This is a genomic window from Spirosoma lituiforme, assembly GCF_054776635.1.
In genome coordinates this window covers 222,090-247,902 of record NZ_BAAHBO010000006.1, presented here as the reverse complement: position 1 = coordinate 247,902, position 25,813 = coordinate 222,090, and the positions used below count along the sequence as shown (strand labels likewise).

Genomic DNA, 25,813 nt, shown 5'->3' with positions numbered 1-25,813 from the left:
TCACCGTTTTATGCCGCTATTTTTTCACGGATGAAAATGATCTTTCTCCTTCTGTTCAACGGATTAATGCGTGTCGTCGTGATGGCTCAACCGCCTGCCGATACGAGTTTGCTGTGGCAACCAGGGTACTTCGATATTCACCATATTAACACGGGCCGGGGCAACAGTACGTTCTTTATTTTTCCTGATGGAACAACGCTCTTGCTCGACGCGGGTGACCTGAACCCCAGCCCGTTTCTGCGTAAAAATGCCCCGTTGAAGGTGGCTCCGGCCCGGCCCAACGCGTCGAGAACCGCCGGTGAGTGGATTGCGGAGTACGTCCGGCAGACGATGCCCGCCGGGCAACCACCCCGGCTCGATTACCTGCTCGTATCGCACTTCCACAGTGATCATTATGGCGATCTGACCGAACGCGCCAAGCCGACAACTGGACAGGACTATCAACGAACGGGCATTACGGACGTGGGCGATCGTCTGCCCGTCGGCACGATCATTGACCGGGGCTATCCGGCTTATGATTTCCCGACCAATCTTCGTCAGTTCTACGGCGGGGATGGCAGTACGTTTCTGAACTACGTGGCCTTTGTCGAGGCAAAAGTAAAGCAGGGGAATACCGCCGAAGTGCTGCGGGCGGGTAGCGATCAACAGATCGTGCTTCGGCAGAAACCCGACGACTTTCCGGCGTTCCGCGTGCGGGCAGTGAAGGTGAACGGCACGATCTGGACCGGCACAGGTGACCAGACATGTACGCAGTTTACGGCTGACTCGGTACTCGACCGGCAGGGCAAGTTCAACGAAAATCCGCTGTGCATGGCCTTGCTATTCAGCTATGGTCCGTTTGATTACTTCACGGGAGCCGACAACACGGGGCTTCGCGGGTTTGGCCTGCCGCACTGGTTCGATACCGAAACGCCAATGGCTAAAGCCGTGGGGTCTGTCGATGCCATGACGCTGAACCACCACGGTAACCGGGATGCCACCAACGACACATTTTTGCAGACACTCAATCCCCGCGTAGCCATCCAGCAGAACTGGTGTTCTGATCAGCCCGGCCAGGAGGTCATGCATCGGCTGGGATCGACAGGCCAGAAACGGGACGTGTTTGCTCTGCACCTACTGCCCGAAACCCTGGCGTATCTGGGGCCGTGGCTACGCAACAGCTACCGAAGTACGGAAGGACACGTGCTGATTCGGGTGCTGCCCGGCGGGCAACAATTTTGGGTGGGCACACTCGACGATACGCGCCCTGAACTCCGGATAGTGCGCTGGCTGGGACCCTATTCAGCTAATTGATTATACTGACCAACTTAACAAATTCAGTTTCCTTATGGTATCCAACAACACACGTCGTACTCATTTTTTTGCGCTCATTGCCAGTACGTTACTGGTTGGTCCGGCACTGGCCCAATCGCGACCCGTTGATCCAATTATTCGCCAACTGCACGATCCCAAAAGCAGGCAGGTTCTTGTGGTCGCTCACCGGGGCGACTGGCGGAGTGTTCCCGAAAATTCTATTCTGAGCATCGAAAACGCGATTGCCATGGGCGTTGATGTAGTCGAAATAGACCTCAAGAAAACCAAAGATGGCGTGCTGATTCTGATGCATGACGAAACCATTGATCGCACCACATCCGGTCACGGCAAACCCGCCGACTACACCTGGGCCGAATTACAGCAACTGACACTGAAAAACGAACACGGTGGGCCTACCCGGCAGCGAATTCCGACATTTGAAGACTGCATGAAAACCGCCAAAAATCGGGTCATGATCAACATCGACAAGGGGTACGATTACTACAAAGATGCGTACGACATATTGGTTAAAACCAGCACCGTCGATCACGCCATTATCAAATCATACAAGACGTACGAACAGGTGAAAGCCGAAAATGGGGAGTTGCTGGGCGGTAAACTGGCTTACATGCCCATTGTCAATATGGACAAGGCAAACGCCAACGACGTTATCCAATCGTATGAGGCTAACCTGAAACCCGTAGCGTACGAACTGAATTTCAAATCCGATAGTGTATTGGTCAACTCAACGTATCAGACAATACCCAAAACGGGGTCCAAAATATGGCTCAACGGGTTGTGGGCCAGTCAGAACGGGGGGCATGATGATGAACTGAGCGTAGAAGAGCACAACCCCGAAGCGGGCTGGGGATGGCTTATTGCACACGGGGCCACCATGATCCAGACGGATCATCCTCACGAACTGATCGCGTATCTGCGCAAGCGGGGGTTGCACAAGTAATCTGGCTGTAAGAAGGTGAGGAGGCTATAAAACACGTTGACATAAGGACTCCCGTACTCAAAGTTTCCACTGAACGACCCAGCCCGGCTTAAGTACTTTGGGCCGGGGAACCCCCGCCAGCCCGGTAGCTGTGTTCATGGCAATGAGCGTCAGCGGAACCGTTGTGCTGGTCTGTACCGAAACGGCTTTGGTGGCGCGCAGAAATAGGTTGCCTTTGGTATCGATATCATCCACAACGGCGTACAGCATGTCTCCCGCTTTCAATTCGGTTTGCTCGATCTGAACATCTTCCGATAGGGCAAACGACCAGCTTTGCCCTATCTTGGGCTGTCCCGCCCGGACAAGTCGCGCCACAACATCACCGACGAATATGGGCGGGGCGGCTGGTTTGTTTTTGAGCAGTTCAATCAACAAACTATCCATAACAACCGCTTCACTTCGGGTGGCCTGGGTCAGGCGGCTGGATTCGTCGCTGGGATCGTCCAGCGATTCAATTGGTACGCCGACCTGTTCGGGTTCCTGGTCCTGGAGCCAGCCCATGCGCCGGGCCTGTTCACGCTCCTGCTCATAGGCCTCCCCCGACGATACCAGCAGGATGCCTGCCGAGCCGATGCCGTAAGAAGGGTTGGTGAACAGTTCTTTCATGGCCAGAATTCGGTACAGATAATAGCCCGTTTCGGGGTTCATGGCCATCGCATAATAATCGCGGTGACCGACCTTGTCAATTTTGCGCTGTACCATACCGACCCCCCCGTTATAAGCAGCCGCCACGAGTGTCCATGACCCCAGTCGGGCGTGCAGGAACGTCAAATATTTGCAGGCGGCTTCGGTCGATTTAAGTAGGTCGGAGCGCTCATCATGGCCCGGCTGGATGGATAACCCCATATCCTGCGCCGTTTCGTCCATAAATTGCCAGTACCCAACGGCTCCGGCCGATGATACCGCATGGGCATTCCAGGCGCTTTCGATGAGAGGCAGAAATTTGAAATCGTTCGGAATGTTGTGCTTCCGCAGAATGGGTTCAATAACGGCAAAGAAAGGAGCCGAACGAGCTTTCAGGCCACCCAGATGCCGTTGGTACCCGGAACTGCTTGCCAGCGCAAACGCCAGTTTAGCGGAAACCGTGCTCTGCTCGGTTGGTACAATCTCACCGCAAAAATGCAACCGGCCGGGACTTATCCCCGCCTGCGAACTAACCAGGTAAGATCGGCTCGCTTTGCTTTTTACGGGTATCGTCTTTTTCTGGGCCAATACCATCGAGGTAAAGAACAACGTGATAAGTATCGGCGTAACAACCTGTTGGGTGGATCGTATCAAAACAAATAGCTTGGGTTAGACCCCTGGAAAACGATGCCGCCTACCGGTTTAGTTCGTTGATGAGCCGTGTCGTGACTTCGCCAACGTGAGTTGACCTGACTTGTCTGACGACGTTACAGTGATTTCCAGGTGAGTAGCCAGCCTGACTTCATCTGGGTCAAGTCCGATAGTTTAATGCCGATACGGCCCGTGGACGCATCTACTGCCGCCAGCGCCAGCGAGTACGTTTGCTGATCGCTGGCCGAGTACAGTTTTTCGGAGCGCAGGTAAACCTTGTTGGCTTTCAGATCAATATCTTCGATAACGGCGTACAGCCTGTCGCCTTCTTCCACTTGTCGATCACCAGCCATTCCGTCACGAGTGAGGTTGAACACCCAGACCTGACCGCGTTCTAAACTTGAGGTTTCTGTTAAACGGGCCTTGATACCTCCCCTGAATACGTCGGCGGCATTAGGCAGCGGAATATCTGTCGTCCGGCCTTTGGGTACCGAAGCGGTTTCTTTTACCGGTGCGCTGACGGCTTCTCGGGTGGCTTCGTCTACGATAAATTCAGGCAGCAGCACGTCGTCATCGGACTGCGTTCCTGCTATGGAGCCAAGTGGCTCGTCCAGGGTAGCCAGCATCTGACCCGGAATCAGGTTTTTATAAGAGCGATAATTGGAAAACAGCTCCTTAAATGCCAGAATCCGGTACAGATACTTACCTGTCTCCGCGTTCAGACGCAGGTAGTAATAGTCACGTTGTTGTTGCCGCCGGATGTTAGTGAGTAACGCGCCGATGCCGTTGTTATAGGCTGCAGCGGCCAGCGTCCATGACCCCAGGCGCGAGTACAAATACCGTAAATACTTGCAGGCCGCATTGGTCGACTTGACCAGGTGCTGTCGTTCGTCGGCGCCGTGCCCGATGCTCAAGCCCAGTTCCCGTGCGGTGGCAGGCATAAACTGCCAATAGCCCGATGCCCCTTTCGGTGATACGGCGAAACCCTGTAACGCACTCTCTACCAAAGGTAAGTATTTGAAATCCAGCGGAATACCATGCCGGGCAAGAATAGGCTCAATGACCGGAAAAAAAACGGCCGCCCGTTGGCGAATGCGCAAAAATGCCTGGTTCCGGGTCGTATTACGAACCAGGGCGGATACCAGTCGGCGAGCCACAACTTCTTCGTGAATAGGAACGGATTCGCCACAAAAATAAACGGGAGGAAGTCCTGTCAGCAACCTCGGCTCAATGAGCAACGCAGGAGAGTAGCTTGAAGAAGGCGTATACGCTGACCTGTTCAGTGAAGCGCTGGGGGAGAAGGCACTTCCCACAATCAGTACCACGACCAACCCAAGTAAGTGTAACCGCTTTTTCAAAAAGGTGAGTATAAGTTCTAGCATTATATATTCTTTAGACCTAATGGATCGCTATCTGTAACATTAATATTTTCCGGAGTTGGCTAAGTTACCCAACTGGACAAGCCACATCACTCGGCGTGTGAAGCACCTAATCAACTCATCAGCAGGATGTAAAGGATACTTATTGACCCGGAATCAGCCGGTGGCAGGGCACCAATAAATAAGCAGTCGGGCGGTTGGGCAAGGGGCCTGACAAACAACCTGTTGGTTGTGTAGAGGTAGGAAATGAGCGCATAGACATTACGGAAAGTTTTCTTGATGACTGGACAAATCCGCTCGTCAACGTATTGCATAACCAAGGCGAACGTAGCTGTCAGACAGGAGAACGCTGAACAAATGATGTGCTAGATCAAGCAATCCGATCTCATTCGTAGACATTATCTTTCGGTAACACCTGGGTGCCTGTTATACGAAAAGCAGGAGAATCAGAACGCTGCCCAATCGTACGAAGGCTAATAGGCTCACTGACAGCCTCACGATTCCTGTTGCGGTACAGGTCTGGAGGAAGAAAACGGTATGCTTTACCCGTGAAGTAACCTGTTGTTATCGGGGATTATTCCTTTGTGGATCTGTCCGTAAAACCCATGACTGATTCGTAAACGTAACCAAACGGGCTGGTGAGCAAGTTTTGTGCCAACTTAGTGCCGTTGAGTTAACCTACTAAACAAGGGAAGCCGCCCTTGGGGGCGGCTTCCTGATCAAAATTCGTTGTCAATTCTTATAACCAGTCCCAGAAGTGAAGGGGACGGATGCCTCCCTCTTTTTTCCGCTTTAAAAAGCGTGGCCGACGGAAGCGTAGTACCATTAATCCCATCATCAATTTCTTGATAGGCAAATGCTGGCCCTGGCTATCCAGATCGGAGAGGGGGTTAGTAGACTTTTGCGAAGCGGCCTGGGCAATAAGTTGTTCTGTAGCGGATAATGATCTTGTCAGCGCCGTATTGGGGCGAGGGCCCCAGGTAGAAATGTCTTCGTCGATCAGCTCAATGGTCGGCGCATCTTTAATTTTCCTCGGCAACGCCAGTGGTTTATGCCAGCTTGGTAATGGCTTCATAAGCTCGGCCATTGTTGAGCCATTCAGGATCAGCGCGTATTGGCGAGGGTTACTCAGCAACTCTTTGAACGCCAGAATGCGGAACAGGTAATGGCTCGTTTCGCGGTGCAGGCGTAGCCGGTAATAGTTCGACTGGCCCTGTTGTTCCATTTTGTTGCGAACGTGCGTGATACCACCATTGTAAGCAGCCGCCACGAGCGTCCAGGAACCAAGCTGCCGGTATAACTGGTGCAGATGCCGGCAAACGGCCACCGTTGCTTTCTGTAGATTGTACCGTTCGTCTACGTTACTGTTCACTTCCAGTCCGAGTTCGCGGGCCGTACCTGGCATTAGCTGCCAATAACCCGACGCGCCTTTGTACGACACGCTGCTGTTGTCGAGCGCACTCTCGGCCAACGGCATGAAGCGAAAATCGCGGGGGATTTTGTACTTCCGGAGAATGGGGTCAATGATGGGGAAGAACGTAGAGGCCCGCATCCGGAGATCAAGCAGAAACGCCTGCTGGCCGCCATACATCCGAAGGGTTTGCATCCATCGGCGCGAGACACGTTTCTCATCTACGGGAACTTCCTCTCCGCAGAAGTAAATAGGAAATGCGCGGTTTGTCGAGTCAACGACCAGAAGTTGTGGGTTGTTCAATCCGTCCGACGACAGAGTTAACCGGCTCGTATCGGCCCCAAAAAAGGGGATCGCGAGGACCGGTTTTACCGCGGCCATGAGCAATGAAAAACTTACTTCTCTAAGCAAAATTATAGTAGTTGTTGTGACACATATAGATGAGAAAACCCGTACCGAAGTAACGGGTTTATTCAGGTATAGAATACGAAGCTAACGGATTTTGGCCTACATGCCAAATTATTGCCTAAGAATTATCCAACGGTTTGCCCAAAAACAGGATTTTATTCTTATAACAGCCCGGCAACGATGGTTAGTTTGCCATAATCATAACGGCCCCCTAACTGATCAAAAACGGCCTTCAGGCGGCCTTCTGCCATGCCTGCCACCGCAATTGCTTTTTCGATTTCTCGCCGTTCGATCGGGTCAATCAGGGAGACTAAATCAATATCGTAACCGGACTTCGATAGCTGCACCAGATGGCTGGCAACGGACCCCGTAGTCAGTTGGCGCTGGGCCGCGATCTCGTCAATCGACAAGCCACTGTTGTACAGATCGAGGGTTATTAATTGTGTCGATCCTTTGGGTTTTTTTCCCGCGTTGACCCGGCCACGTACGTAGCCGACAATCTCATCCAGAAAACGCCGGCCAAACAATTGTAACTTCCGTTCGCCAACACCACTTACGTTGCGTAGCGCATCGGGCGTAACGGGCCGCTGGCGAGCCATATCCTCAAGCGTCGTATCCGTAAAGATAACGTAAGGAGGTACGTTTTGTTCGTCGGCGAGTTCCTTGCGCACCACCCGCAGCCGTTCGAACAGGGTATCGCGCTGGGTCTCTGTTTTGGTTTTGACTTTCTCGACAATGGGTTTCGGCGCATCGTCCGGCCGAACCAGATCCACCTTCCGACCGCTATACAGCACCTGGTCGGCCAGCATACCCCGGCGCAGGGCGTAGTGCTGGTCGTAGGCAATTTCAATGACCCCGATATTGATAAGCTGATGGATGTAGTTTCGCCAGTCCTCAAAACGAAGATCGCGGCCCGCGCCATAGGTTTTCACCTGGTCGTAGCCCCCCTGAAGCACCTGCTGGCTCCGGGAACCCCGCAAAATGTCAATCAGTAAATTCATCGGTACCCGCTCGCCCGTTCGGATAATGGCCGACAGCGCTTTTTGCGCCAGAATGGTACCATCGAACGTAACGCGTGGGTCGCGGCAAACATCGCAGTTGCCGCAGGGTTCGGCGAGTTCTTCCGAAAAATAGGAGAGCAGAATCTGTCGGCGGCAGGTATGGGCGTCCGCGTATTGCTGCATGCGCTCCAATTTGGCCAGTTGCAGACCCAGGTTGGCCGGGCTGTTCTCGGCCAGCATCTCCTTGTACGTAGCTACATCGGCAAAGCTGTAGAACAGAACGGTCTGGGCAGCCGCGCCATCTCGACCCGCCCGCCCGATTTCCTGATAAAAGCTCTCGATGTTTTTGGGCATGTTGTAGTGGATCACCCAGCGCACGTTCGATTTGTCGATTCCCATACCGAAGGCAATGGTTGCGCACATAATTCGAACATCGTCGCGCAGAAAAGCTTCCTGCGTTTTCGATCGGTCAGCCGGGTCCATTTTGGCGTGGTAAAAGGCTGCGTTGAACCCTTTCTCCTGCAATTTGGCCGCCAGTGACTCGGTCGACTTGCGGCTTAGGCAATAAATGATACCGGAGGTGTCTGGTTTCTTCTGGAGCAGCCGCACAATCTGCTGAATGCGGTTCTGGCCGGGAAGTACCTGCAAGCTTAGGTTGGTTCGGTTAAACGAATCCACGAATATGGCCGGATCGTTCATGCCAAGACGGGTGGCTATATCCTGCCGGGTGAGTTTATCGGCCGTGGCGGTCAGTGCAATCGTGGGCACCTTCGGAAACTGCTCTTTCAGTACGTGCAGCTGCGTATACTCTGGCCGGAAATCGTGCCCCCAGGATGATATACAGTGGGCTTCGTCGATGGCAAACAAGGACAGTTTGGTCAGACCCAGGAATTGAAAAAACGATTCGGTCAGCAGTTTCTCCGGCGAGACATACAGCAGTTTGAGTTTGCCCTTGATGCAGTCATCTTCAATGTCACGCTGTTCCCGGCTGGTTTGCGTGCTGTTGTAATAAGCCGCCTGAATACCGTTCATGTGCAGGGCGCCCACCTGGTCTTTCATCAGCGCAATCAGCGGAGACACAACAATGGTCAGACCGGGTAGCATCAACGCCGGTATCTGAAAGCACACGGACTTACCACCTCCCGTAGGCATAAGGACGACCGTGTCGCGCCCGCTCAAAATAGACTGAATGATGGCCTCCTGCATGGGCCGGAAGCGGTCATAGCCGTAGTAGCGTTTGAGGTAGTCGGCGGGTTGCTGCGTATTGGGCGTTGAAACAGTCATTGACTTGCTGAAGAACAGATAATTAACCGCCCTGCAAGGCGTGGATAGTCTGAGTAAATGGTCTATTGTTACTGAGTCACAGACCACTATCTTTATCTCAAATTTAAGAAAAATTTAAGTCGGTTTCGTTGACGGATTCGTGATTTTATCCGCATATTTCCAGCTCAAGAGCCGATATTGGTCGTTCTTCACTAAACCCCAATCCAGTAACAATGAAAAAGAAACTGTTAGTTCTATGCCTGTCGCTGAGCCTGTTTGCTGCCTTCGATGGTACGGCTCAGGATACCAAAGGGTCGAAGGAAAAAGCGAAAAAAGAAATGAAGGAGGCCGATGCATCGGCCAAATCAGCCGCTAAAGCGGAAACAAAAGCGGCTAAGGATGCCGTTAAAGACGCCAAGGGTGATGCCGCTACTACGACTGATGCCGCGAAACAAGCGGCCGTGAATGACCGGATGGCCGCTGCCAGGGCGGCCAAGGCAGCCAAAAAAGCGGCCAATAGCGGAACGGCTGCGGCAACGACTACGCCGGATAAAGCCGACAAAATGGCTGATAACGCCGGTTTGAAGGATGATAAAATGAGCAAGTCGAAAAGCGCAACGGGGTCGGTGAAAGAAGAAAAGGCAACCCCGGCCGATTACAAAGCCCCGGTTGACCCATCGCAAAAGGGGCCGAACGGGGAGAAGGTCATGACTGGACCGCGCGGGGGTAAATACTACATCAATAAAAACGGTAACAAGACGTATCTGACCGGTATAAAAGGATAAGGTTACACAGCGTACGTAAGTGGAGTAGCTACGGGGCTAACTAGCCATAGCTACTCCACTTACGTACGCTGTTAGTAATCAGATTGATACGACTTTTCGGCTGGAACGGATCCGCCAATAATACCGTCTTTGATGAGTTGTTGAACAATGTCACTGGGAGGTACCTCACTGCTACTTCCTGTGGTGACAATGGCTTTCCAAAAAGGCTTGTTTGTTGCCAGGTTTGTCATGACCAACAGGAGTTCATTATTTGAGGTGATGTATTTGCCGTAACCAGATGTGTAATTACGACTGAAGTCGATGGTCAGTAGAACCTCGCTCTGGCAGGTCTGCCGTTGTTTCTCGATGGCTTCTTCAGGGCCGTCAAAATCAATCGGGCTATTGGAAACCGTACATACCTGATACCCGCTTGGAAAGGCGGTTTGGAAGCGAGCCAAATAAGTCGGTACCATTTGCGGGAGGTTCGATACAACTAAAATGCGCCTGAATTCCGGTTTGTCAGCTGGCTTTACGTTTGTTTGTATATGAACCGTTGTGCAGCCCGTTAGACTGATCATTAGATAGCCGACAATCAGCCGATGACTAACAAGTAACTTAGCTAACGTTACGGGTGCTTTTCGGAGGGTTGATAAAATGGGCATGGTTGAGGCAGGATTGGAATTTGACCGCTAAAGTTCTCCTATGTAAAGCAAATAAACCAGACTCGCCGGTGAATAAATCGGCGCGTTATGGATGATCAATAGTATGCTTTCTTGACGAAAATCCCTCACAGATCAACGGTATGAATAGGCCTTTACTCAGCAAGCTGTTTCTTTTCGTCATAACCTTATTGGCTGGTTGCAAGCATAGCCCGGACCCGACTCCACCAACGGATGACACCGTAAGCTTTGGGTCAACACCCGCCGTTAGTATACGTACCAACACGTCTGCTTCACTCACGGCTACACTAATAACGGCCCCAACGGGGCAGCCCATCACGGCAGGGTTTGTGTGGTCGAAAACAAATGCCTCGCCAACGCTTGCCGATACAAAGACGACCCGCTCCTTAACGATAGCTGCGCTGCCTTTCAGTCTGAGCGATTCGCTGACCGGTCTGGAAAACAAGGCAACCTATTTTGCCCGTGCTTACGTGACCACGGCGACAGGTACTGTTTACAGTGCGGTTACAACGTTTTCCGTGCAGACTACACTGACTGATCTGTTTGCGCAAACGCTGACCAGTCTCCTGCAAAATCGCGACATTGGGTACGGCTTTGTGATTTATGAGAATAACGAACTGAAGGCATCGGGGTCGGGTGGACTCAAGTCAAGGTCGGTCGATGCGACCGGTGAAAAACCGTACACCATCGACACGAAGATGCACATTGCCAGCATGAGCAAGACACTGGCGGCTATGGCTTTTACGCAGCTGGCTGCTCAAAAAGACATTCGGACAACCGATAAAATCAGTCCTTACCTGCCCTCGTCCTGGGTAAAGGGACCTCTGGTCGATCAGATAACCTTTTACGATCTGTTCAATCACCGAAGCGGTATCATTGGTTTAGGGAACAATTGCCAGAATGGGGCCTATAGTGAAAATATATACGCCGGCCTGAAGCAGCTTATTGCGAATGGCGTAAAGGAAGCGAACCGGGGTAAATATTGTTATCAGAACGCAAATATTGGCCTTATGCGGGTGCTGATACCGGCCTTGACCGGGTATGCATTTACCGGGGATGACGGGGTTGATGACCAGCAAACGCAGCAACGTTATCTGACTTACGTTCAGGATAATGTACTCGCCAAGGTGGGTATTCAGGGGGCAGTCCCCACGTATCCGCCCGGTGATCCGACCTATTGCTACCCCTATCCATACACAGCTGGCCGTAGCGGCTGGAATCCCGGCAATTTTTTTACTACGCTGGGGGCCTATGGCTGGTATCTTACCCCGCGTGAAGCCGGTAAACTGTACGCCACGGTCTTGTCATCAACGGATCAGTCGGTGATTACCACGGCTTATAAAGATACATTACTGCTCAATAACCTGGGGTGCTTTCGGGCTGCAACCAGTCTCGGTGATATTGCTTACCACGATGGCTGGTGGTATTACGACAGCAAAATACCGTACGTTGGTTTACGGACTATCTGGATGAAATTGCCCAACAACCTGACCGTGGCTCTTTTTGTCAACAGCCTGAATAGCCAGACGGGTCTATTTCCTTCCGACAACGGCGTCGACATTGTCCCGTTCGTTTTCCGGGCCTACACAACCGCGAGGCAATTAAGCGGTGGTCGTCTGGCGGCTGCTCCTTTGACGCTGGAACACCCCGAACCGCACTGATAAATCAGCGAATAACTGGATAGACAACCAAAAGGTAGTATGTTCAGGGTATAAACCGAGCTTATGCGCCAACTACTTGTTCTGATCGTTGTTCTTCTGCCCATTTGTGGTTATTCCCAGTCTGATCAAACGATACAGACGGCCGGGCTACAGCAACCCGTCGAAATCATTCGCGATCGGTGGGGCGTCAATCATATTTTCGCCAAAAATGAACACGACCTTTTCTTTGCGCAGGGCTACGCTGCGGCTCAGGACCGACTGTTTCAGTTGGAAATCTGGCGTCGGCAGGCAACGGGTACGGTAGCCGAATTACTTGGTCCGCAGGAAGTGAAGCGTGATATTGGAACCCGCTTGTTTCGGTACAAAGGCGATATCAACAAAGAACTGCTGCACTATCATCCGCATGGTCCGCAAATTGTCGGGGCATTTGTTGCCGGTATCAATGCCTACATTAACCAGATACTAAAAACGCCAGAAAAACTCCCGTTCGAGTTTCAGGTACTCAAAACAAAGCCGGGTTTGTGGACACCCGAGGTGGTCATTAGCCGACACCAGGGCCTGATGTACAACGTCCGGGAAGAATTGAATTATGCCCGGCTGGTTCAATTGATCGGGCCCGATAAGCTTCGCGAATTGCAGTGGTTTCATCCAGCCGCAACGTCGACCGAACCGGATCTTACCCTGCACGTAAACGGGGATGAGCTTTTTCAGCCTATTCTGGAGTTGTACGAAGCTTTTCGCCTGCCGCTGAAATTTGAAGGGCAAGCGACCAAAGCCGACGAAGATGAAGCCTACTTCCCGAAACGGGGGTTCCTGCCAGGAGTCGATTCCGGTTTTGAGGCCGAAAAGAAATACAATGGTTCCAACAACTGGGTCATATCGGGCGCTAAGTCGGCTAGCGGATACCCGATGCTGGCCAACGACCCGCACCGGGCCCAGTCAACGCCATCCCTGCGGTACTGGGTTCACTTACATGCGCCGGGCACATCTACGTCGGGTACATCCATGCCGGGCACATCCATGCTGGGCGAATCCACGCCGGGCTGGAATGTGTTGGGCGCGGGTGAACCAACGTTGCCGGGGGTTTCGATTGGGCACAATGAGTACGGAGCCTGGGGCCTGACCATTTTTGAAACCGACAATGAAGATTTGTACGTCTACGAAACCAGCCCGGCTAATCCGAATCAGTATCGGTACCGGGGAAAGGGGGCGACATCGTTATGGGAATCCATGAAGATTCTGACCGAAACCATACCCGTTAAAGGTGGGAAATCGGTCAACGCTACGCTGAAGTACACCCGGCACGGACCTGTTATCTTTGAAGATGCCCAGCACCATAAAGCCTACGCCATTCGGACGGGTGGGCTTGAGATCGGGTCGGCGCCATACCTGGCCAGCCTGCGCATGAATCAGGCGCGAAACTGGGCTGAATTCAGAAAGGCCTGCCTGTTTAGTCGGGTGCCGGGCGAGAACATGATCTGGGCGGACAAAACGGGCACCATCGGCTGGCAGGCCGTAGGCTTATCGCCCATACGAAAGGCCAGTCAGGGAAAAAACTATACGGGTCTGCTGCCGGTGCCCGGCGATGGCCGGTTTGAGTGGGGCGGCTTTCTGCCAATTGACAAGCTACCGAACAAACTTAACCCACCCGAAGGATACGTTGTTACGGCCAACAACAACCTGACTCCGGTTAACTTTCCCAATCGAAGCGCTATCGGCTGGACGTGGGCCAGTCCCTCGCGGGCGCACCGGATCGAAGAAGTGCTGAACGATGGCACGCGCAAGAACCTGGTGGATTTTATGGCTTTGCAGGCCGATTATCTTTCCATACCGGCCCGTACGCTGGTGCCCCTGCTTCAGAATCTGGCCTCCCCCAATGATCGCACCGAACAGGCGCTGGGTTACCTCCGTCGGTGGGATTACAAACTCACCACCAACTCGGTTCCGGCTTCTATTTACGTAGCCTGGGAGGAGCAACTGAAGCAGGCGGTCTACCTCGCCAATGTGCCCGCCAACGCCCGGCCCTACCTGAAGAGCCTGCCAACCAAACGCGTCATTGATGCCTTGCTGATTCCAACGACTGCCCGCGACAGTTTACTGCTAACCTGCCTTGATCGGGCCGTTACCGAACTCACTACCCGGCTCGGCTCCGATATGGACGACTGGGTGTATGGGCAGCGGAAGAACAAGCACATTACCTTAACCCATCCGCTCAGTAACCTGGTCGACGCGGCCATGCGGCAGAAAATCAACCTTGGTCCGGTGGCGCGGGGCGGCTATGGCGAAACCGTTAACGCCACGGCCAACAGCCTGAACCAAACGCACGGCGCGTCGTTTCGTATTCTGGTCGATACGGAAGACTGGGACAAAACGCTGGGCATCAACAGCCCTGGCCAATCGGGCGATCCGGCCAGCCCACACTACAGCGACCTGTTCTCACTCTGGGCTGAGAACGGTTATTTCCCGGTCTTCTTCTCAAGAGAAAAAATCAAAACAGTTACCGAAGGAACCATAACACTCAAGCCCTGAGTAACGCAGCCTGTGCGGGAGGTCCCGATCCTGTCCGTACAGTTGTGGGAGCAAGTCAAGTTCGGAACACGTTAAGACGAATTCGCGCAGTTATGGAGCAAAGTCAGCTGAATCGGATCTAGTTGCTGGCTAGGCGGGTACCCGGTCTGCGCTACAGTAAGCGCTACATTTCGTACTTTTGCGGGTAATGGATATTCAATCAATAGTAGAAGCCGATATTTTACGGTCAATCGCCGAACTTTATCCCGGTCATCCAGGCGTTATTCAACTTACGCCCACCAAAAAAGAATTCGAAGGGCAGTACACCTTCGTCACGTTTCCGTACACAAAAGTTCTTCGGCAGGCACCCGCTCAAATCGGGCAGGCCATAGGCAACTGGCTCCTCGAAAACAGCTCCGTTGTAAGTGCGTTCAACGTAGTGCAGGGCTTCTTGAATATCAGCATTGCCGATGCTGCCTGGCTTGGTGTTCTGAACGATATAGCCGCCGACCCCTCCTTTGGTATATTGCCGAAAAAAGGACAATCGGTGATGGTCGAATTCTCGTCGCCGAATACCAACAAACCGCTTCACCTCGGGCATTTGCGAAACAACTTCCTGGGCGATTCGGTCAGCCGGATTCTGGACGCGGGCGGTTTCGATGTGGTGAAGACCTGCATCGTCAATGATCGGGGCGTTCACATCTGCAAGTCCATGCTGGCCTACAAGATGTTCGGCAATGGAGAAACACCCGAGTCGGCCGGTATGAAAGGCGACCACCTGATTGGTAAATATTACGTACTTTTCGATAAGGCGTATAAGGCCCAGATCGAGGAGATGGTGAGTCAGGGAGCAGTAAAGGAAGAGGCCGAAAAACGCGCTCCCCTGATGCTGGAAGTTCAGCAGATGCTGCGGCTCTGGGAGCAGGGCGATCCCGAAACCGTTGCCCTCTGGCGCAGGTTAAACGACTGGGTCTATACGGGTTTCGACGCTACGTATAAAACAATTGGCGTTAGTTTCGACAAGACCTATTACGAATCCAATACGTACCTTCTCGGTAAAGAAATTGTTGAGGAAGGAATCCAGAAAGGGGTTTTTTATCGTAAAGAAGATAAGTCTGTCTGGATCGATTTAACGGAAGAAGGGCTGGATCAGAAACTCGTCCTGCGCTCCGACGGAACATCGGTGTACATGACTCAGGATCTTGGCACGACCGATCTGAAGTTTCAGGATTTTCATAGTGATCGGCAGATATGGGTTGTCGGGAACGAGCAGGATTATCATTTTAACGTGCTGTTCGCCATCCTCCGCCGACTGGGCAGACCGTATGCCAGTGAACTGTATCACCTGTCTTACGGAATGGTCGATTTGCCAACGGGTAAAATGAAATCGCGGGAGGGTACGGTTGTTGATGCGGATGATTTGATTCAGGAGACAACAGATGCCGCTTCGACAGCCGCCGATGAAGCCGCCAAAGGAAAGCTCGATGAGTTTGACGAAGCGGAGAAAAAGGCGCTGTTCCAGATGCTGTGCTTAGGTGCGTTGAAGTACTACCTGCTGAAAGTTGATCCGCAGAAACGGATGCAATTCAACCCGGCCGAATCGGTGGATCTGCACGGCAACACGGGTCCGTATATTCAGTATGTTCACGCCCGGATTCAGTCTATTCTGCGGAAAGCCAGGGAGGTTGATACGCTGTTGGAAGGCACCGTTGCCGCTACACAGTTCGACGAGGTTGAACAGCAATTGGTGTTTTTACTGAGTCAGTATCCGCAGCGAGTTACTGAGGCCGGAGCAGCGTTCGCGCCGTCTTATATTGCCCAGTATGCCTATGAATTGGCCAAGACATTTAACCAATTTTACGATAAGCTCTCCATTCTCAAAGAAACGGATGCCGTCAAGCTTCATGCCCGGCTGGTTTTATCAAAATTGGTTGGTGAAACTATTCGCAAGGCAATGGGTTTATTGGGCATAGATGTACCGGAAAGAATGTAGATAGTCGCCTATATGTCAGTACGTTTACTTACCTTCACCCAAGTCTACTAAAGTGTTATACTAACCATGAAAAAGAATCTCGTTTTTACCTTAATCGGCGTTGTACTCGTCGCGACGCTTACCAGCTTTATGTCTTTATCTACTCTCGTTAAAGGAATTTTCAGCAACAAAAAAGAAGCTGTTGCTGCCCCTGCCAATGCGCATGCGCCAACCAAAAGTCTGTACGATTTTACCGTGAAGTCGCTGGATGGCAAGCCCGTGTCGCTCAGTGGTTTCAAAGGAAAAAAAGTCGTTATTCTGAACGTGGCATCAAAATGTGGGTTCACCCCGCAGTACGCCGACTGGGAGAAATTCTACAAAGAGCACGGCAACAAAGTCATTGTACTGGGGTTCCCTGCCAACAACTTCGGTAGCCAGGAGCCTGGCAGCAGCGAAGAAATCGCTTCGTTCTGTCAGAAGAATTACGGTGTTACCTTCCCTATGTTCGAGAAAGTATCGGTGCTGGGCGCTGACCAGTCTCCGCTCTACAAATGGCTGACCGACAAGTCGATGAACGGCTGGAACGATAAAGTGCCAACCTGGAATTTCTGCAAATACGTCATCAACGAAAAAGGCGAACTGACACACTTCTTTGCGTCGAAAGTAAAACCCGAAGATGAAGAGTTCAAAAAAGCAGTAGGCATCTAAAGGCGAAAGAGCGAAATCGGACCGCCGATGCGGAGTGCAAGCGCGAATGGCCATGATTGGTCTTTTGCCCTTGCACTCTTTTGCTCTTTCGCTCTTTGCACTCATGACAAAGAGCTGGATTGCGGCCGCACGGCCGCGTACATTACCGCTGGCCTTGGCCAGCATTATTCTTGGCAGTTTTCTGGCCTTTGCCAACCATCATTTTAGTTGGCAAATCGCTGTTCTGGCTACACTGACCACTATTTTCCTTCAAATCCTGTCCAACTTTGCCAACGATTATGGCGATGCGGTCTCGGGTAAAGATACCGAACTGCGGGTTGGGCCCCGTCGGGCTGTTGCTACCGGCGATATCACCAAAGAAGCCATGTTGCGGGGTATTATTCTGATGTCGGTGCTCGCGCTGATTTGCGGAATAGGCTTGCTGACGGTTGCTTTCTACAACGTTGAACCGAAAATTTTCTGGTTTTTCTTGGTGCTGGGGCTGCTCAGCATCGCGGCTGCCATCGGTTACACAAACGGCAAACGACCCTATGGCTATGCCGGATTCGGTGATATTGCCGTACTCGTTTTCTTCGGCTGGGTGGGTGTTTTGGGAACGTACTTTCTGTATACACTCTCGTTCAGTTCACTCTTGCTCCTGCCTGCAACAAGCGTTGGCTTGTTCGCTACCGGCGTTCTGAACGTCAATAACATTCGGGATATTGAAACCGATACAATGACCGGAAAACGCTCCATTCCGGCCCGTCTTGGCTTACCGCTTGCTATCCGGTATCATTGGGGCCTGCTCCTTACGGGTATGGCGTGTGCGGTTGCCTATTCGTTCCTGACCGATGCTACGGCAGTTGGCTATCTCTACGTCTTATCTTTCCCCTCATTTATCCTGAATGGTCGTGCCATTGCGACGCACAAGCGCCCCGCGGAGCTAAATGCCCGGCTTGGGCAACTGGCGCTAACCACGCTGTTGTTTGTTGTTCTGTTTGGATTGGGGCAAGTGTTGTAGGAGTGTTTAGAGTAGTGTATGTTGTTTAGTTAATGCAGGGGCTTTGTATAGCAATTCTCACTCCTTCTCAAATCGACATGAGAAAGCCCACAAAAGCAGTATTTGGCTTCATTGTAGGAGTCATCTTTGTAACGTCAGTTTATGTCGGCTGGACGTTGATATTTGCAGGCAACGATGACATTCAACTGATCCAATCCGACAAGCCTTATACATCTGTCGTACAAATTCTTCAAGATAAGCGGTTTAAAAATAAGGTCGTTTACGGGGACATTTGGGGTACAAGTTGCCTTCCTTGTCTGGAAGAATTTAAGCACCATACTCAACCGCTTAAGCAGCATTATAAAGGCCGAGAGGATATAGCCTTTCTTTACTTATGCATTGATAATCACCCCGGAGCAGAGTATCGATGGAAGAAACGTATTAAAGAGTATAATATTCAGGGCCATCACGTTTTATTGACGGAGGAACAATTCAACACGTTTTACGATCAGGTAGTGGGGCGGGCTGATCCAGTGAAATATATTCCACGCTATTTCATAGCTGACCGGGGCGGTCAGGTCATCGTGCACCAAGCCAGGAGACCCAGTGAAAATAAAGCTCTGTACAGTCAGATCGATAGTACACTGAATTTGTAGTAGGTGTTATTATTTTTTCTCTAACTGAATTATATACCGTCGAGAAGCAAGTCTCTTATAAGTTCATAGGTATAAGTATACAACCGATCCCGAAAAAGTCTAAAATACACCCAATTGTGGGTAGTCGACTAGTTTTGTTTCCTCCACTTCTACTGCCGTACAACCTTCCGCGTTATTTTATTTTGCCCCGCCTGAATGGTGAGCAGATACGTTCCGGCGAGGTCCGGCATCGAAATGATTTCTGAAACGGTGTTCACCTGACCAAACTGTTTTTGGAATACCGAACGGCCCTGTGCGTCGTACATCGTCAAACTAACGTCTCTTTTTTGGGTCGTCGTCAGCTCCACATAGACAACCTCGTGGGTTGGATTGGGGAAAATTTTCAGTCGTCCACCGGCAAATTCTTCTGCTGCTGTGGGCAACAGAACGGTTACCGAAGCTTTACCTGACGCGCTCCCTTGTCCACAACCGTTCTCAACGCTCGCTACCGAATATACCGTAGATCTGGTCGGCTGAATAGTCAGAACCAGTGGGTTCGTGTTTCCCGAGAAGGCAGACCCATCTGACAGACTACCCCGCCACGGCCCCTCGCCGGTGAAGTTCAGGGTGAGTGAAACCGGTTGGCCCTGCAACGCGGTTGTCGATCCGGTTAACGTTACCGTTGGCGATGAGTTTACGGCAAAACCGGCACTGGGAACCAGTTGTGCATAGGCAATACCCTGTGGTCTAACTTGCAGTCGGTAGCCCGTTCCGAGCGGTAATGTACTCGGTATGGTGGCTTTCAGCGTCGTTAAGGTGCCTGAACCAACCACTCGTTCAGTCGAGAAATTGCCAGACGCATCGGATAATAAAACATCGTATTGCCAGCCAGCCGCTTTGGTCGTGTTTTCGGGGGTTGCCGTTACCGCAAATGTGCTACCTACACAAACCGCCGTCGATCCGGCTATTTTAGTTGTCAATTTGGGTGGTTTTTGCACCGAAACGGTAAACTGATCGGTTAGGCACTGGCGGACGTCGGTAACAGTGACCGGGATCGTGCCTGCCTGATTAGCTGCATAGCGTATTGTCCGGCTGGATTGTCCATCTGACCAATGATAGTCGCCCGGCCAGGAGGCTGTGAACTGTAACGTATCGGCAAACTCGGCTGTGAACGAGACCGTCTTATTTACGTTTTTCAGGATGGTGAACTTGTCAAGCACGGTGCCATCGGCCACAAGAAACTGCGCATCCAGCCGATTATCATTCACGTCCAGAAGCATTGAGCCGCCCATTGTCGTATTATTATAAACCGTTGCCGGATGCGGAAAGTCGGCCGATTGCCCCCCCAGTTGCCCCCCGGATCCGTTCACTACGTAAACGGTACCCTGGCCTTTTGTCAGGATAGGGCACGAATTAGGCGAGCCATCATACCGGCCCGACGTTCTTTCGGCTATGTGGCTGGTTGCCTCGAAGGTGTTGGCCAATCCGCGAAGTCCCTTAAGTCGATACGTTCGTTCGTATCCGTGGCTATGCCCATTCAAAACCAGATCGACGCCATGACGCTCCAGAATAGGAGTCAGGTTCTCCCGAATAAGCTTCATAGACAACTCGGTATCGGAATTATGACCACCCTTACTATACGGCGGATGATGAAAAATCACGATTGTCCAGGGCAGCTTGTTGGCTGCCAGATCGCGCTTTAGCCACTGCACTTGAGTCGAGGTTGTATCGTAGAGCCGATACTGGCCGTCCTGGCGGCCCTGTGAGTCGAGCGAAATAAAGTGCACATTACCATAATCCGCCGAATAATACGATTTTGAATTTGACGGAAGCCCACCTGATTCTCCTTTTTCGGGAAATGAAAACAGCCTGTAATAGGCAATGTTGACATTGGTTTCGCTGTCGGCATAATCGTGGTTGCCGGGGGTTATGAACAGCGGGGTGTTGCGCAGCGTAGGCGCATAGACGGGAAAAACCAACTGCTGGTATTCGTCTTCCAGGCCATACGAATAGGCATTATCGCCCAGCCATAGCCATAGGTCGGCGGGGCGGCTGGCAGTGGCATGCTGATAAGCCTGATAAACGTTTCGTTGATTCGCATTGCCGCTTCCAAAATCGCCAAGTACCCAGAAGCGCAGGGGACGGGTGTCGCCCGCGGGCACGGCTGTTTTGACGTAATAATCAGAGCCGGTTGCGAGTTGGGTATTGTCGTAACCAATGGCGTAGGCGTACCGGCTGGCGGGTTGAAGACCCGATAGCGTCAGACTATGTTCTAGCGTCGCTTGCGACTCATGGACATCGTTCGTTAATTGGCTTGACGAAGTGCCAAACCAAACGCGACCTGTAGTGGGTAGGTCGGTGCGCCAGCGGACAATAACAGACGTTGGCGTAACGACCTGTAGATAAGGCCCCCGAACAAGTTTTGGCGATTGGGCCAATGACGCCTGGTCAACGAAATAAGAAAAGATTAGCGTTAAAAATAAACTAATTTTCATGCGGTGGGTAGTAATGCCACCGTAAAGCTACATTAGCGGGCCAGAACCTCCTATTTTTGTAACCAATTATTTAATTATCAGTGTGTTAATCTTTAGTTGTTAGCCAACAACTGATGCATACGAAGCAGGTACCGGATAGGCCAGTCAGTCTGGTTATAGGACTCTAGCTGAGTTGTTTTGAACGTCAATAGTCGCTCTGTGCGCCTGCGTTCGTCGGGTGGCAGATTTTTCAGGTTGGCGGTTAACTCATCGAGTACCTGGTGTAGCTGAATACAGGCTGTAATCGGTAGGGTAAAATAGAGGGCCAGACGCTCAACGTCGGACAGCTTCCACAAATCTGGTTTCGACCGTCGATTTCGGATGGCGTTACCACTTAGCCCAACAGCAGTTCCCAACTGCTCATCGTTGAGCGGACACTCACGTAACCGCCACATAACGGCCTGGTAATTATTGACGAATGAGTGCAATGTAGCGCGTAAACAATCAATCAAAGTCGTAGGGATTTAAAGGAGTGAAAACACTTAACCAAGCCAACACTAGTTAGCTTTATATATATATATACTGATAAAATGTATACCTACAAGATTCGTGCCGTTGTATAGTGTTCTATACGTTCAACGACACGAAAGAGGGCATGGGTGAGGTACTTATCGATTATCAGACGCTTATAACGCCCTTGCAGGAAGGGGTCTATACAGCAAAAGTCACCCCGCCAAGGAGGTGACTTTTGCTGTATAGACCCCTATTGATTCAGTAGCTATGCGCGATCTACTTTCAGGCGTAATTGAAACTCGTCCATGTCGATTTCGGCTACGGCAGATTCAGTCGCTGATTCGTTTAAGTCGTTAACCAACTTGAGTGAGACAGCCTGAACTTCCTGCTGAATGTAGTCGCTGTTGGTTTCGATAGCCTGAGCAAGTACCTCGTCGGTTCGTTCCAGTACAATCCGAATCTTATCCGTCACCGAGAAATCGCGGTCCTTGCGCAGGTTCTGAATCCGGTTCACAAAATCACGGGCAATGCCTTCTCCGCGTAGCTCATGGGTTAGGGTCACATCCAGCGCAACGGTTATTCCGCTTTCGCTGGCAACGAGCCAGCCGGGAATATCCTCGGTCAGAATTTCGACATCGGCCAACGAAATAACGAGCGGCAGGTCGTGGATGAGGAAGGATTGCTCGCCAGTTTGTTCCAGCTTTTTCAGATCACTTTCTGTCATGGCTGTGATGGCGGCTGCTACCTCTTTCATCTGCTTACCAAATTTCGGGCCCAAGGCTTTGAAGTTCGGTTTGACTTTCTTTTTCAAGATACCGCTGGCATCATCCACAAACTCAACGGCCTTAACGTTTACTTCCGACATAATGATTGGGCTTACATGCTCAATCTGACGGCGTGTGTCGGTATTCAGCACGGGCACCAGCACGCGGCTCAACGGCTGCCGAACTTTCAGTTTGTGCCCTTTGCGGAGGGAGTGAACCAGCGAAGATACCTGCTGGGCCAGCTCCATCGATCGTTCCAGCTCAGCGTCGATCAGGGTTTGGTCGCCTATCGGAAAATCCGTCAAATGCACCGACGTATTCGTCTCGGTTAAGTTCCGGTATAACCAATCGGCGTAGAACGGAGCGATGGGCGATATCAGTTGCGAAACCGTTGTCAGACATTCGTGCAGCGTTTCGTAGGCAGCCCGTTTATCGGTTGTCATTTCCCCGGCATCCGATGCTCCGGCCCAGAAACGCCGGCGTGATAACCGAACATACCAGTTGGATAATTGGTCGTTCACGAAATCCTGTACAGCCCGGCCCGCTTTAGTCGGGTTATAACTGTCAAACTGCTCCTCAACGTCCAGGATCAGCGACTGCAGTTTGGACAGAATCCAGCGGTCGAGTTCGGAGCGTTCGGCTACGGGAACCGTACGTCCTGAAAACGAAAACTGGTCCAGATTGGCGTACAGCGCGAAGAAGTTATACGTATTGGACAGGGTGCCAAACAGCTTCCGCTGCACCTCGCCAATGCCATCGGTGTTAAATTTCAGGTTATCCCAGGGCTCCGCGTTGGTGATCATGTACCACCGGGTGGCATCGGCTCCATACTTATCCAGCGTCTCGAACGGATCAACGGCGTTGCCCAGCCGTTTGGACATTTTGTTGCCGTTTTTATCCAGCACCAGACCCGTCGAAACCACGTTTTTGAAGGCCACCGAATCGAACAGCATACCGGCGATGGCGTGGAGCGTGAAGAACCAGCCGCGCGTCTGGTCGACGCCTTCCGAAATAAAGTCAGCCGGAAATGCCTGCTTAAACACGTCCTGATTCTCAAACGGATAATGCCATTGCGCATACGGCATGGCGCCCGAATCGAACCAGACATCGATCAGGTCCGATTCACGCTGCATAACCTGGCCGCTTTCCGAAACGAAGTACACTTCATCAACGTAAGGCCGGTGAAGGTCGAATGTGCTTCCCTTGCCCACCATTTTTTCATAAACTAGATCGGCCTTTAATGCATCGCTTACCTCCTCTCCATTATAGTCAGGGTCATTTTCTTTCCTTTTGAGATAAAGAAACTTTTCGTTTTTTAAGCGCTGACTATCTGTTAGCCTTCCTGATTCGATAGCCTCTTTGGTGAGCTTTATTAACTCTTTTACAGATCCCACGCAGACCTCTTCGCCGGCTTCACTACGCCAGATAGGCAAGGGCGTTCCCCAGAAACGGCTCCGGCTCAGGTTCCAGTCAACCAGGTTTTCGAGCCAGTTGCCAAAGCGACCGGTGCCCGTACTTTCGGGTTGCCAGTTAATGGTTTTATTCAGTTCTACCAACCGGTCTTTCTTCGCCGTTGTGCGGATAAACCAGCTATCCAGCGGGTAATAGAGAATTGGTTTATCGGTACGCCAGCAGTGCGGGTACGGGTGTTCGTATTTCTCCACCCGAAACGCTCTGTTTTCCTGCTTCAGTTTGATGGAAATCAGGACATCGGTCGGCTTGAAGTCCGGATCGGCGCGTTCCTCGTCGGAATAGTATTCTTCCTTCACGTACCGACCGGCATAATCCGTGATCTCATTCACAAACTGGCCGTGTTTATCCACAATGGGGACATCTTTTCCGGTCTCATCCTTCACCATGATGGGTGGGATGCCCGCAGCCTGCGCTACCCGAAAGTCATCGGCACCAAACGTAGGCGACGTATGGACGACGCCCGTACCGTCTTCGGTCGTAACGAAATCGCCTAGAATGACCCGGAACGCGTTTCCTTCCGGCTTGACATACGGCATCAATTGCTCGTACTCAATGCCTTCCAGGTGCTCCCCTTTGAAACCTGGTATATCGATCACTGCCCACGGGATAATCTTGTCGTTGGGCAAATAGGCGTCAAACGCGAGACTATTGCTTTCGTGCTGACCTTTCTCGTTGAACCAGCGGCTCACCAGGGCTTTAGCCAGCACCACATTGATCGGCTGGAACGTATACTGATTAAAGGTTTTGATCAGCACATAGTCGATGTCTTTACCAACGGTCAGGGCTGAGTTAGCAGGCAGCGTCCAGGGCGTCGTTGTCCAGGCCAAAATGAACAAATCGTTCTCGATGCCGTTCGACGCTTCCTGGGCAGAATCGAACAGAAAGAACGATTTGCCCGTACGTTTCACCTTGAACTGGGCCACGATGGTTGTATCGCGAACATCTTTGTAGGTGCCGGGCATATTCAGCTCGTGCGAACTCAGGCCCGTACCGGCTTTGGGCGAATAGGGCTGGATGGTATAGCCTTTGTACAGCATTTTTTTACCATTCACTTCCTGATCGTACAATTGCTTGAGCAGGTACCAGACCGACTCAATGTATTCGTTTTTGTAGGTAACGTACGGATTGTCGAGGTCTACCCAGTAGCCCATTTTCTGGGTCAGGTCGTTCCACTGGTCGGTAAACCGCATGACCGTTTCGCGGCATTTGCGGTTGTAGTCTTCCACGCTGATACCCCCTTCCGATTCGGGCTTGCCAATGGCATCCTTGTTGATACCCAGCTCTTTCTCGACCTGTAATTCAATGGGCAGGCCATGCGTATCCCAGCCGCCTTTCCGGTCAACCTGGAAACCTTTAAGCGTTTTATAGCGGCAGAAAATATCCTTTATCGTGCGCGCCATGACGTGGTGAATACCGGGGGCTCCGTTGGCCGAGGGCGGACCTTCATAGAACGTAAACCGGGGCTTTCCTTCGCGGATAGCAATGGACTGTTCGAAAACCTGATTCTGGTTCCAGTACGTTAAAACCTCGGCTGCGATCGTCGCGTAATCGAGGGACTCATATTGCTGATACTTCACGCCTGAGAGGATCATACGGCATACGCTCGACTCCAATAGAGGAAGTCAATCCTATGCGGTTAAAAAAATAAGTGC

At 51.7% G+C, this 25,813-nt stretch carries 18 protein-coding genes; 9 read left to right on the top strand and 9 right to left on the bottom strand.

Features of this window, described 5'->3' with window-relative positions; all coding sequences use genetic code 11:
- Positions 1-36: 36 nt before the first annotated feature.
- Both ACYU87_RS20225 and ACYU87_RS20220 read left to right on the top strand, forming a co-directional pair.
- Positions 37-1,293: a ComEC/Rec2 family competence protein gene (locus tag ACYU87_RS20225; protein ID WP_461135913.1), complete on the top strand. Its 1,257-nt coding sequence runs from the start codon at positions 37-39 to the stop codon at positions 1,291-1,293.
- Between the two features lie 34 nt (positions 1,294-1,327).
- Complete coding sequence (locus tag ACYU87_RS20220; RefSeq protein WP_461135912.1) at positions 1,328-2,254, top strand: glycerophosphodiester phosphodiesterase family protein; 927 nt, start codon at positions 1,328-1,330, stop codon at positions 2,252-2,254.
- Positions 2,255-2,311: 57 nt separating this feature from the next.
- Here the strand turns inward: ACYU87_RS20220 and ACYU87_RS20215 are convergent, their stop codons facing one another.
- The 5 genes from ACYU87_RS20215 to recQ form a co-directional block, all read right to left on the bottom strand.
- Positions 2,312-3,511 carry a lytic transglycosylase domain-containing protein gene (locus tag ACYU87_RS20215; RefSeq protein WP_461136045.1) on the bottom strand — a complete coding sequence of 400 codons (1,200 nt, stop codon included), beginning with the start codon at positions 3,509-3,511 and terminating at the stop codon, positions 2,312-2,314.
- Between the two features lie 173 nt (positions 3,512-3,684).
- Positions 3,685-4,926 carry a lytic transglycosylase domain-containing protein gene (locus ACYU87_RS20210; protein WP_461135911.1) on the bottom strand — a complete coding sequence of 414 codons (1,242 nt, stop codon included), beginning with the start codon at positions 4,924-4,926 and terminating at the stop codon, positions 3,685-3,687.
- Positions 4,927-5,060: 134 nt separating this feature from the next.
- Positions 5,061-5,261 carry a hypothetical protein gene (locus ACYU87_RS20205; protein WP_461135910.1) on the bottom strand — a complete coding sequence of 67 codons (201 nt, stop codon included), beginning with the start codon at positions 5,259-5,261 and terminating at the stop codon, positions 5,061-5,063.
- 425 nt (positions 5,262-5,686) lie between these two features.
- Positions 5,687-6,739, bottom strand: a complete 1,053-nt coding sequence (locus tag ACYU87_RS20200; RefSeq protein WP_461135909.1) for a lytic transglycosylase domain-containing protein — start codon at positions 6,737-6,739, stop codon at positions 5,687-5,689.
- Positions 6,740-6,927: 188 nt separating this feature from the next.
- Positions 6,928-9,051 carry a DNA helicase RecQ gene (gene recQ, locus ACYU87_RS20195; protein WP_461135908.1) on the bottom strand — a complete coding sequence of 708 codons (2,124 nt, stop codon included), beginning with the start codon at positions 9,049-9,051 and terminating at the stop codon, positions 6,928-6,930.
- A 212-nt stretch (positions 9,052-9,263) separates the two neighbouring features.
- Here recQ and ACYU87_RS20190 point away from each other — a divergent pair, with 212 nt between their 5' ends.
- Entirely contained in the window at positions 9,264-9,815 is a 552-nt protein-coding gene (locus ACYU87_RS20190) for a hypothetical protein (RefSeq protein ID WP_461135907.1), read from the top strand.
- Between the two features lie 71 nt (positions 9,816-9,886).
- Here the strand turns inward: ACYU87_RS20190 and ACYU87_RS20185 are convergent, their stop codons facing one another.
- Positions 9,887-10,456, bottom strand: a complete 570-nt coding sequence (locus tag ACYU87_RS20185; RefSeq protein WP_461135906.1) for a hypothetical protein — start codon at positions 10,454-10,456, stop codon at positions 9,887-9,889.
- A 140-nt stretch (positions 10,457-10,596) separates the two neighbouring features.
- On the opposite strand from ACYU87_RS20185, the gene ACYU87_RS20180 reads away from it, so the two are divergent.
- The 6 genes from ACYU87_RS20180 to ACYU87_RS20155 all read left to right on the top strand — a co-directional run bounded on the left by ACYU87_RS20180 (position 10,597) and on the right by ACYU87_RS20155 (position 18,958).
- On the top strand, positions 10,597-12,135 hold the full coding sequence (locus ACYU87_RS20180) for a serine hydrolase domain-containing protein (RefSeq protein WP_461135905.1): 1,539 nt from the start codon (positions 10,597-10,599) through the stop codon (positions 12,133-12,135).
- Between the two features lie 63 nt (positions 12,136-12,198).
- A complete protein-coding gene (locus ACYU87_RS20175; protein ID WP_461135904.1) occupies positions 12,199-14,664 on the top strand; it encodes a penicillin acylase family protein in 2,466 nt (821 codons plus the stop codon).
- Positions 14,665-14,851: 187 nt separating this feature from the next.
- Complete coding sequence (argS, locus tag ACYU87_RS20170; RefSeq protein WP_461135903.1) at positions 14,852-16,636, top strand: arginine--tRNA ligase; 1,785 nt, start codon at positions 14,852-14,854, stop codon at positions 16,634-16,636.
- Between the two features lie 66 nt (positions 16,637-16,702).
- Positions 16,703-17,323 (top strand): glutathione peroxidase, encoded by a 621-nt coding sequence (locus tag ACYU87_RS20165; RefSeq protein ID WP_461135902.1) that lies wholly within the window; start codon positions 16,703-16,705, stop codon positions 17,321-17,323.
- A gap of 103 nt (positions 17,324-17,426) precedes the next feature.
- Positions 17,427-18,323, top strand: coding sequence for a 1,4-dihydroxy-2-naphthoate polyprenyltransferase (locus ACYU87_RS20160; RefSeq protein ID WP_461135901.1), 897 nt, complete (start codon positions 17,427-17,429; stop codon positions 18,321-18,323).
- 77 nt (positions 18,324-18,400) lie between these two features.
- The gene (locus ACYU87_RS20155) at positions 18,401-18,958 is read left to right on the top strand and encodes a TlpA family protein disulfide reductase (protein WP_461135900.1); all 558 of its coding nucleotides are present in this window, start codon (positions 18,401-18,403) and stop codon (positions 18,956-18,958) included.
- A gap of 149 nt (positions 18,959-19,107) precedes the next feature.
- On the opposite strand, the gene ACYU87_RS20150 is transcribed toward ACYU87_RS20155, so the two are convergent.
- The 3 genes from ACYU87_RS20150 to ileS form a co-directional block, all read right to left on the bottom strand.
- On the bottom strand, positions 19,108-21,432 hold the full coding sequence (locus ACYU87_RS20150; protein ID WP_461135899.1) for a metallophosphoesterase: 2,325 nt from the start codon (positions 21,430-21,432) through the stop codon (positions 19,108-19,110).
- A 92-nt stretch (positions 21,433-21,524) separates the two neighbouring features.
- Entirely contained in the window at positions 21,525-21,923 is a 399-nt protein-coding gene (locus ACYU87_RS20145) for a hypothetical protein (protein ID WP_461135898.1), read from the bottom strand.
- 266 nt (positions 21,924-22,189) lie between these two features.
- The gene (gene ileS, locus ACYU87_RS20140) at positions 22,190-25,753 is read right to left on the bottom strand and encodes an isoleucine--tRNA ligase (protein ID WP_461135897.1); all 3,564 of its coding nucleotides are present in this window, start codon (positions 25,751-25,753) and stop codon (positions 22,190-22,192) included.
- Between the last annotated feature and the right edge of the window lie 60 nt (positions 25,754-25,813).

Coding starts and splice junctions, on each gene's coding strand:
- ACYU87_RS20225 (WP_461135913.1), top strand. CDS start 37: ATGATCTTTCTCCTTCTGTTCAACGGATTAATGCGTGTCGTCGTGATG.
- ACYU87_RS20220 (WP_461135912.1), top strand. CDS start 1,328: ATGGTATCCAACAACACACGTCGTACTCATTTTTTTGCGCTCATTGCC.
- ACYU87_RS20215 (WP_461136045.1), bottom strand. CDS start 3,511: ATGGTATTGGCCCAGAAAAAGACGATACCCGTAAAAAGCAAAGCGAGC.
- ACYU87_RS20205 (WP_461135910.1), bottom strand. CDS start 5,261: ATGCAATACGTTGACGAGCGGATTTGTCCAGTCATCAAGAAAACTTTC.
- ACYU87_RS20200 (WP_461135909.1), bottom strand. CDS start 6,739: ATGGCCGCGGTAAAACCGGTCCTCGCGATCCCCTTTTTTGGGGCCGAT.
- recQ (WP_461135908.1), bottom strand. CDS start 9,051: ATGACTGTTTCAACGCCCAATACGCAGCAACCCGCCGACTACCTCAAA.
- ACYU87_RS20190 (WP_461135907.1), top strand. CDS start 9,264: ATGAAAAAGAAACTGTTAGTTCTATGCCTGTCGCTGAGCCTGTTTGCT.
- ACYU87_RS20185 (WP_461135906.1), bottom strand. CDS start 10,456: ATGCCCATTTTATCAACCCTCCGAAAAGCACCCGTAACGTTAGCTAAG.
- ACYU87_RS20180 (WP_461135905.1), top strand. CDS start 10,597: ATGAATAGGCCTTTACTCAGCAAGCTGTTTCTTTTCGTCATAACCTTA.
- ACYU87_RS20175 (WP_461135904.1), top strand. CDS start 12,199: ATGCGCCAACTACTTGTTCTGATCGTTGTTCTTCTGCCCATTTGTGGT.
- argS (WP_461135903.1), top strand. CDS start 14,852: ATGGATATTCAATCAATAGTAGAAGCCGATATTTTACGGTCAATCGCC.
- ACYU87_RS20165 (WP_461135902.1), top strand. CDS start 16,703: ATGAAAAAGAATCTCGTTTTTACCTTAATCGGCGTTGTACTCGTCGCG.
- ACYU87_RS20160 (WP_461135901.1), top strand. CDS start 17,427: ATGACAAAGAGCTGGATTGCGGCCGCACGGCCGCGTACATTACCGCTG.
- ACYU87_RS20155 (WP_461135900.1), top strand. CDS start 18,401: ATGAGAAAGCCCACAAAAGCAGTATTTGGCTTCATTGTAGGAGTCATC.
- ACYU87_RS20150 (WP_461135899.1), bottom strand. CDS start 21,432: ATGAAAATTAGTTTATTTTTAACGCTAATCTTTTCTTATTTCGTTGAC.
- ileS (WP_461135897.1), bottom strand. CDS start 25,753: ATGATCCTCTCAGGCGTGAAGTATCAGCAATATGAGTCCCTCGATTAC.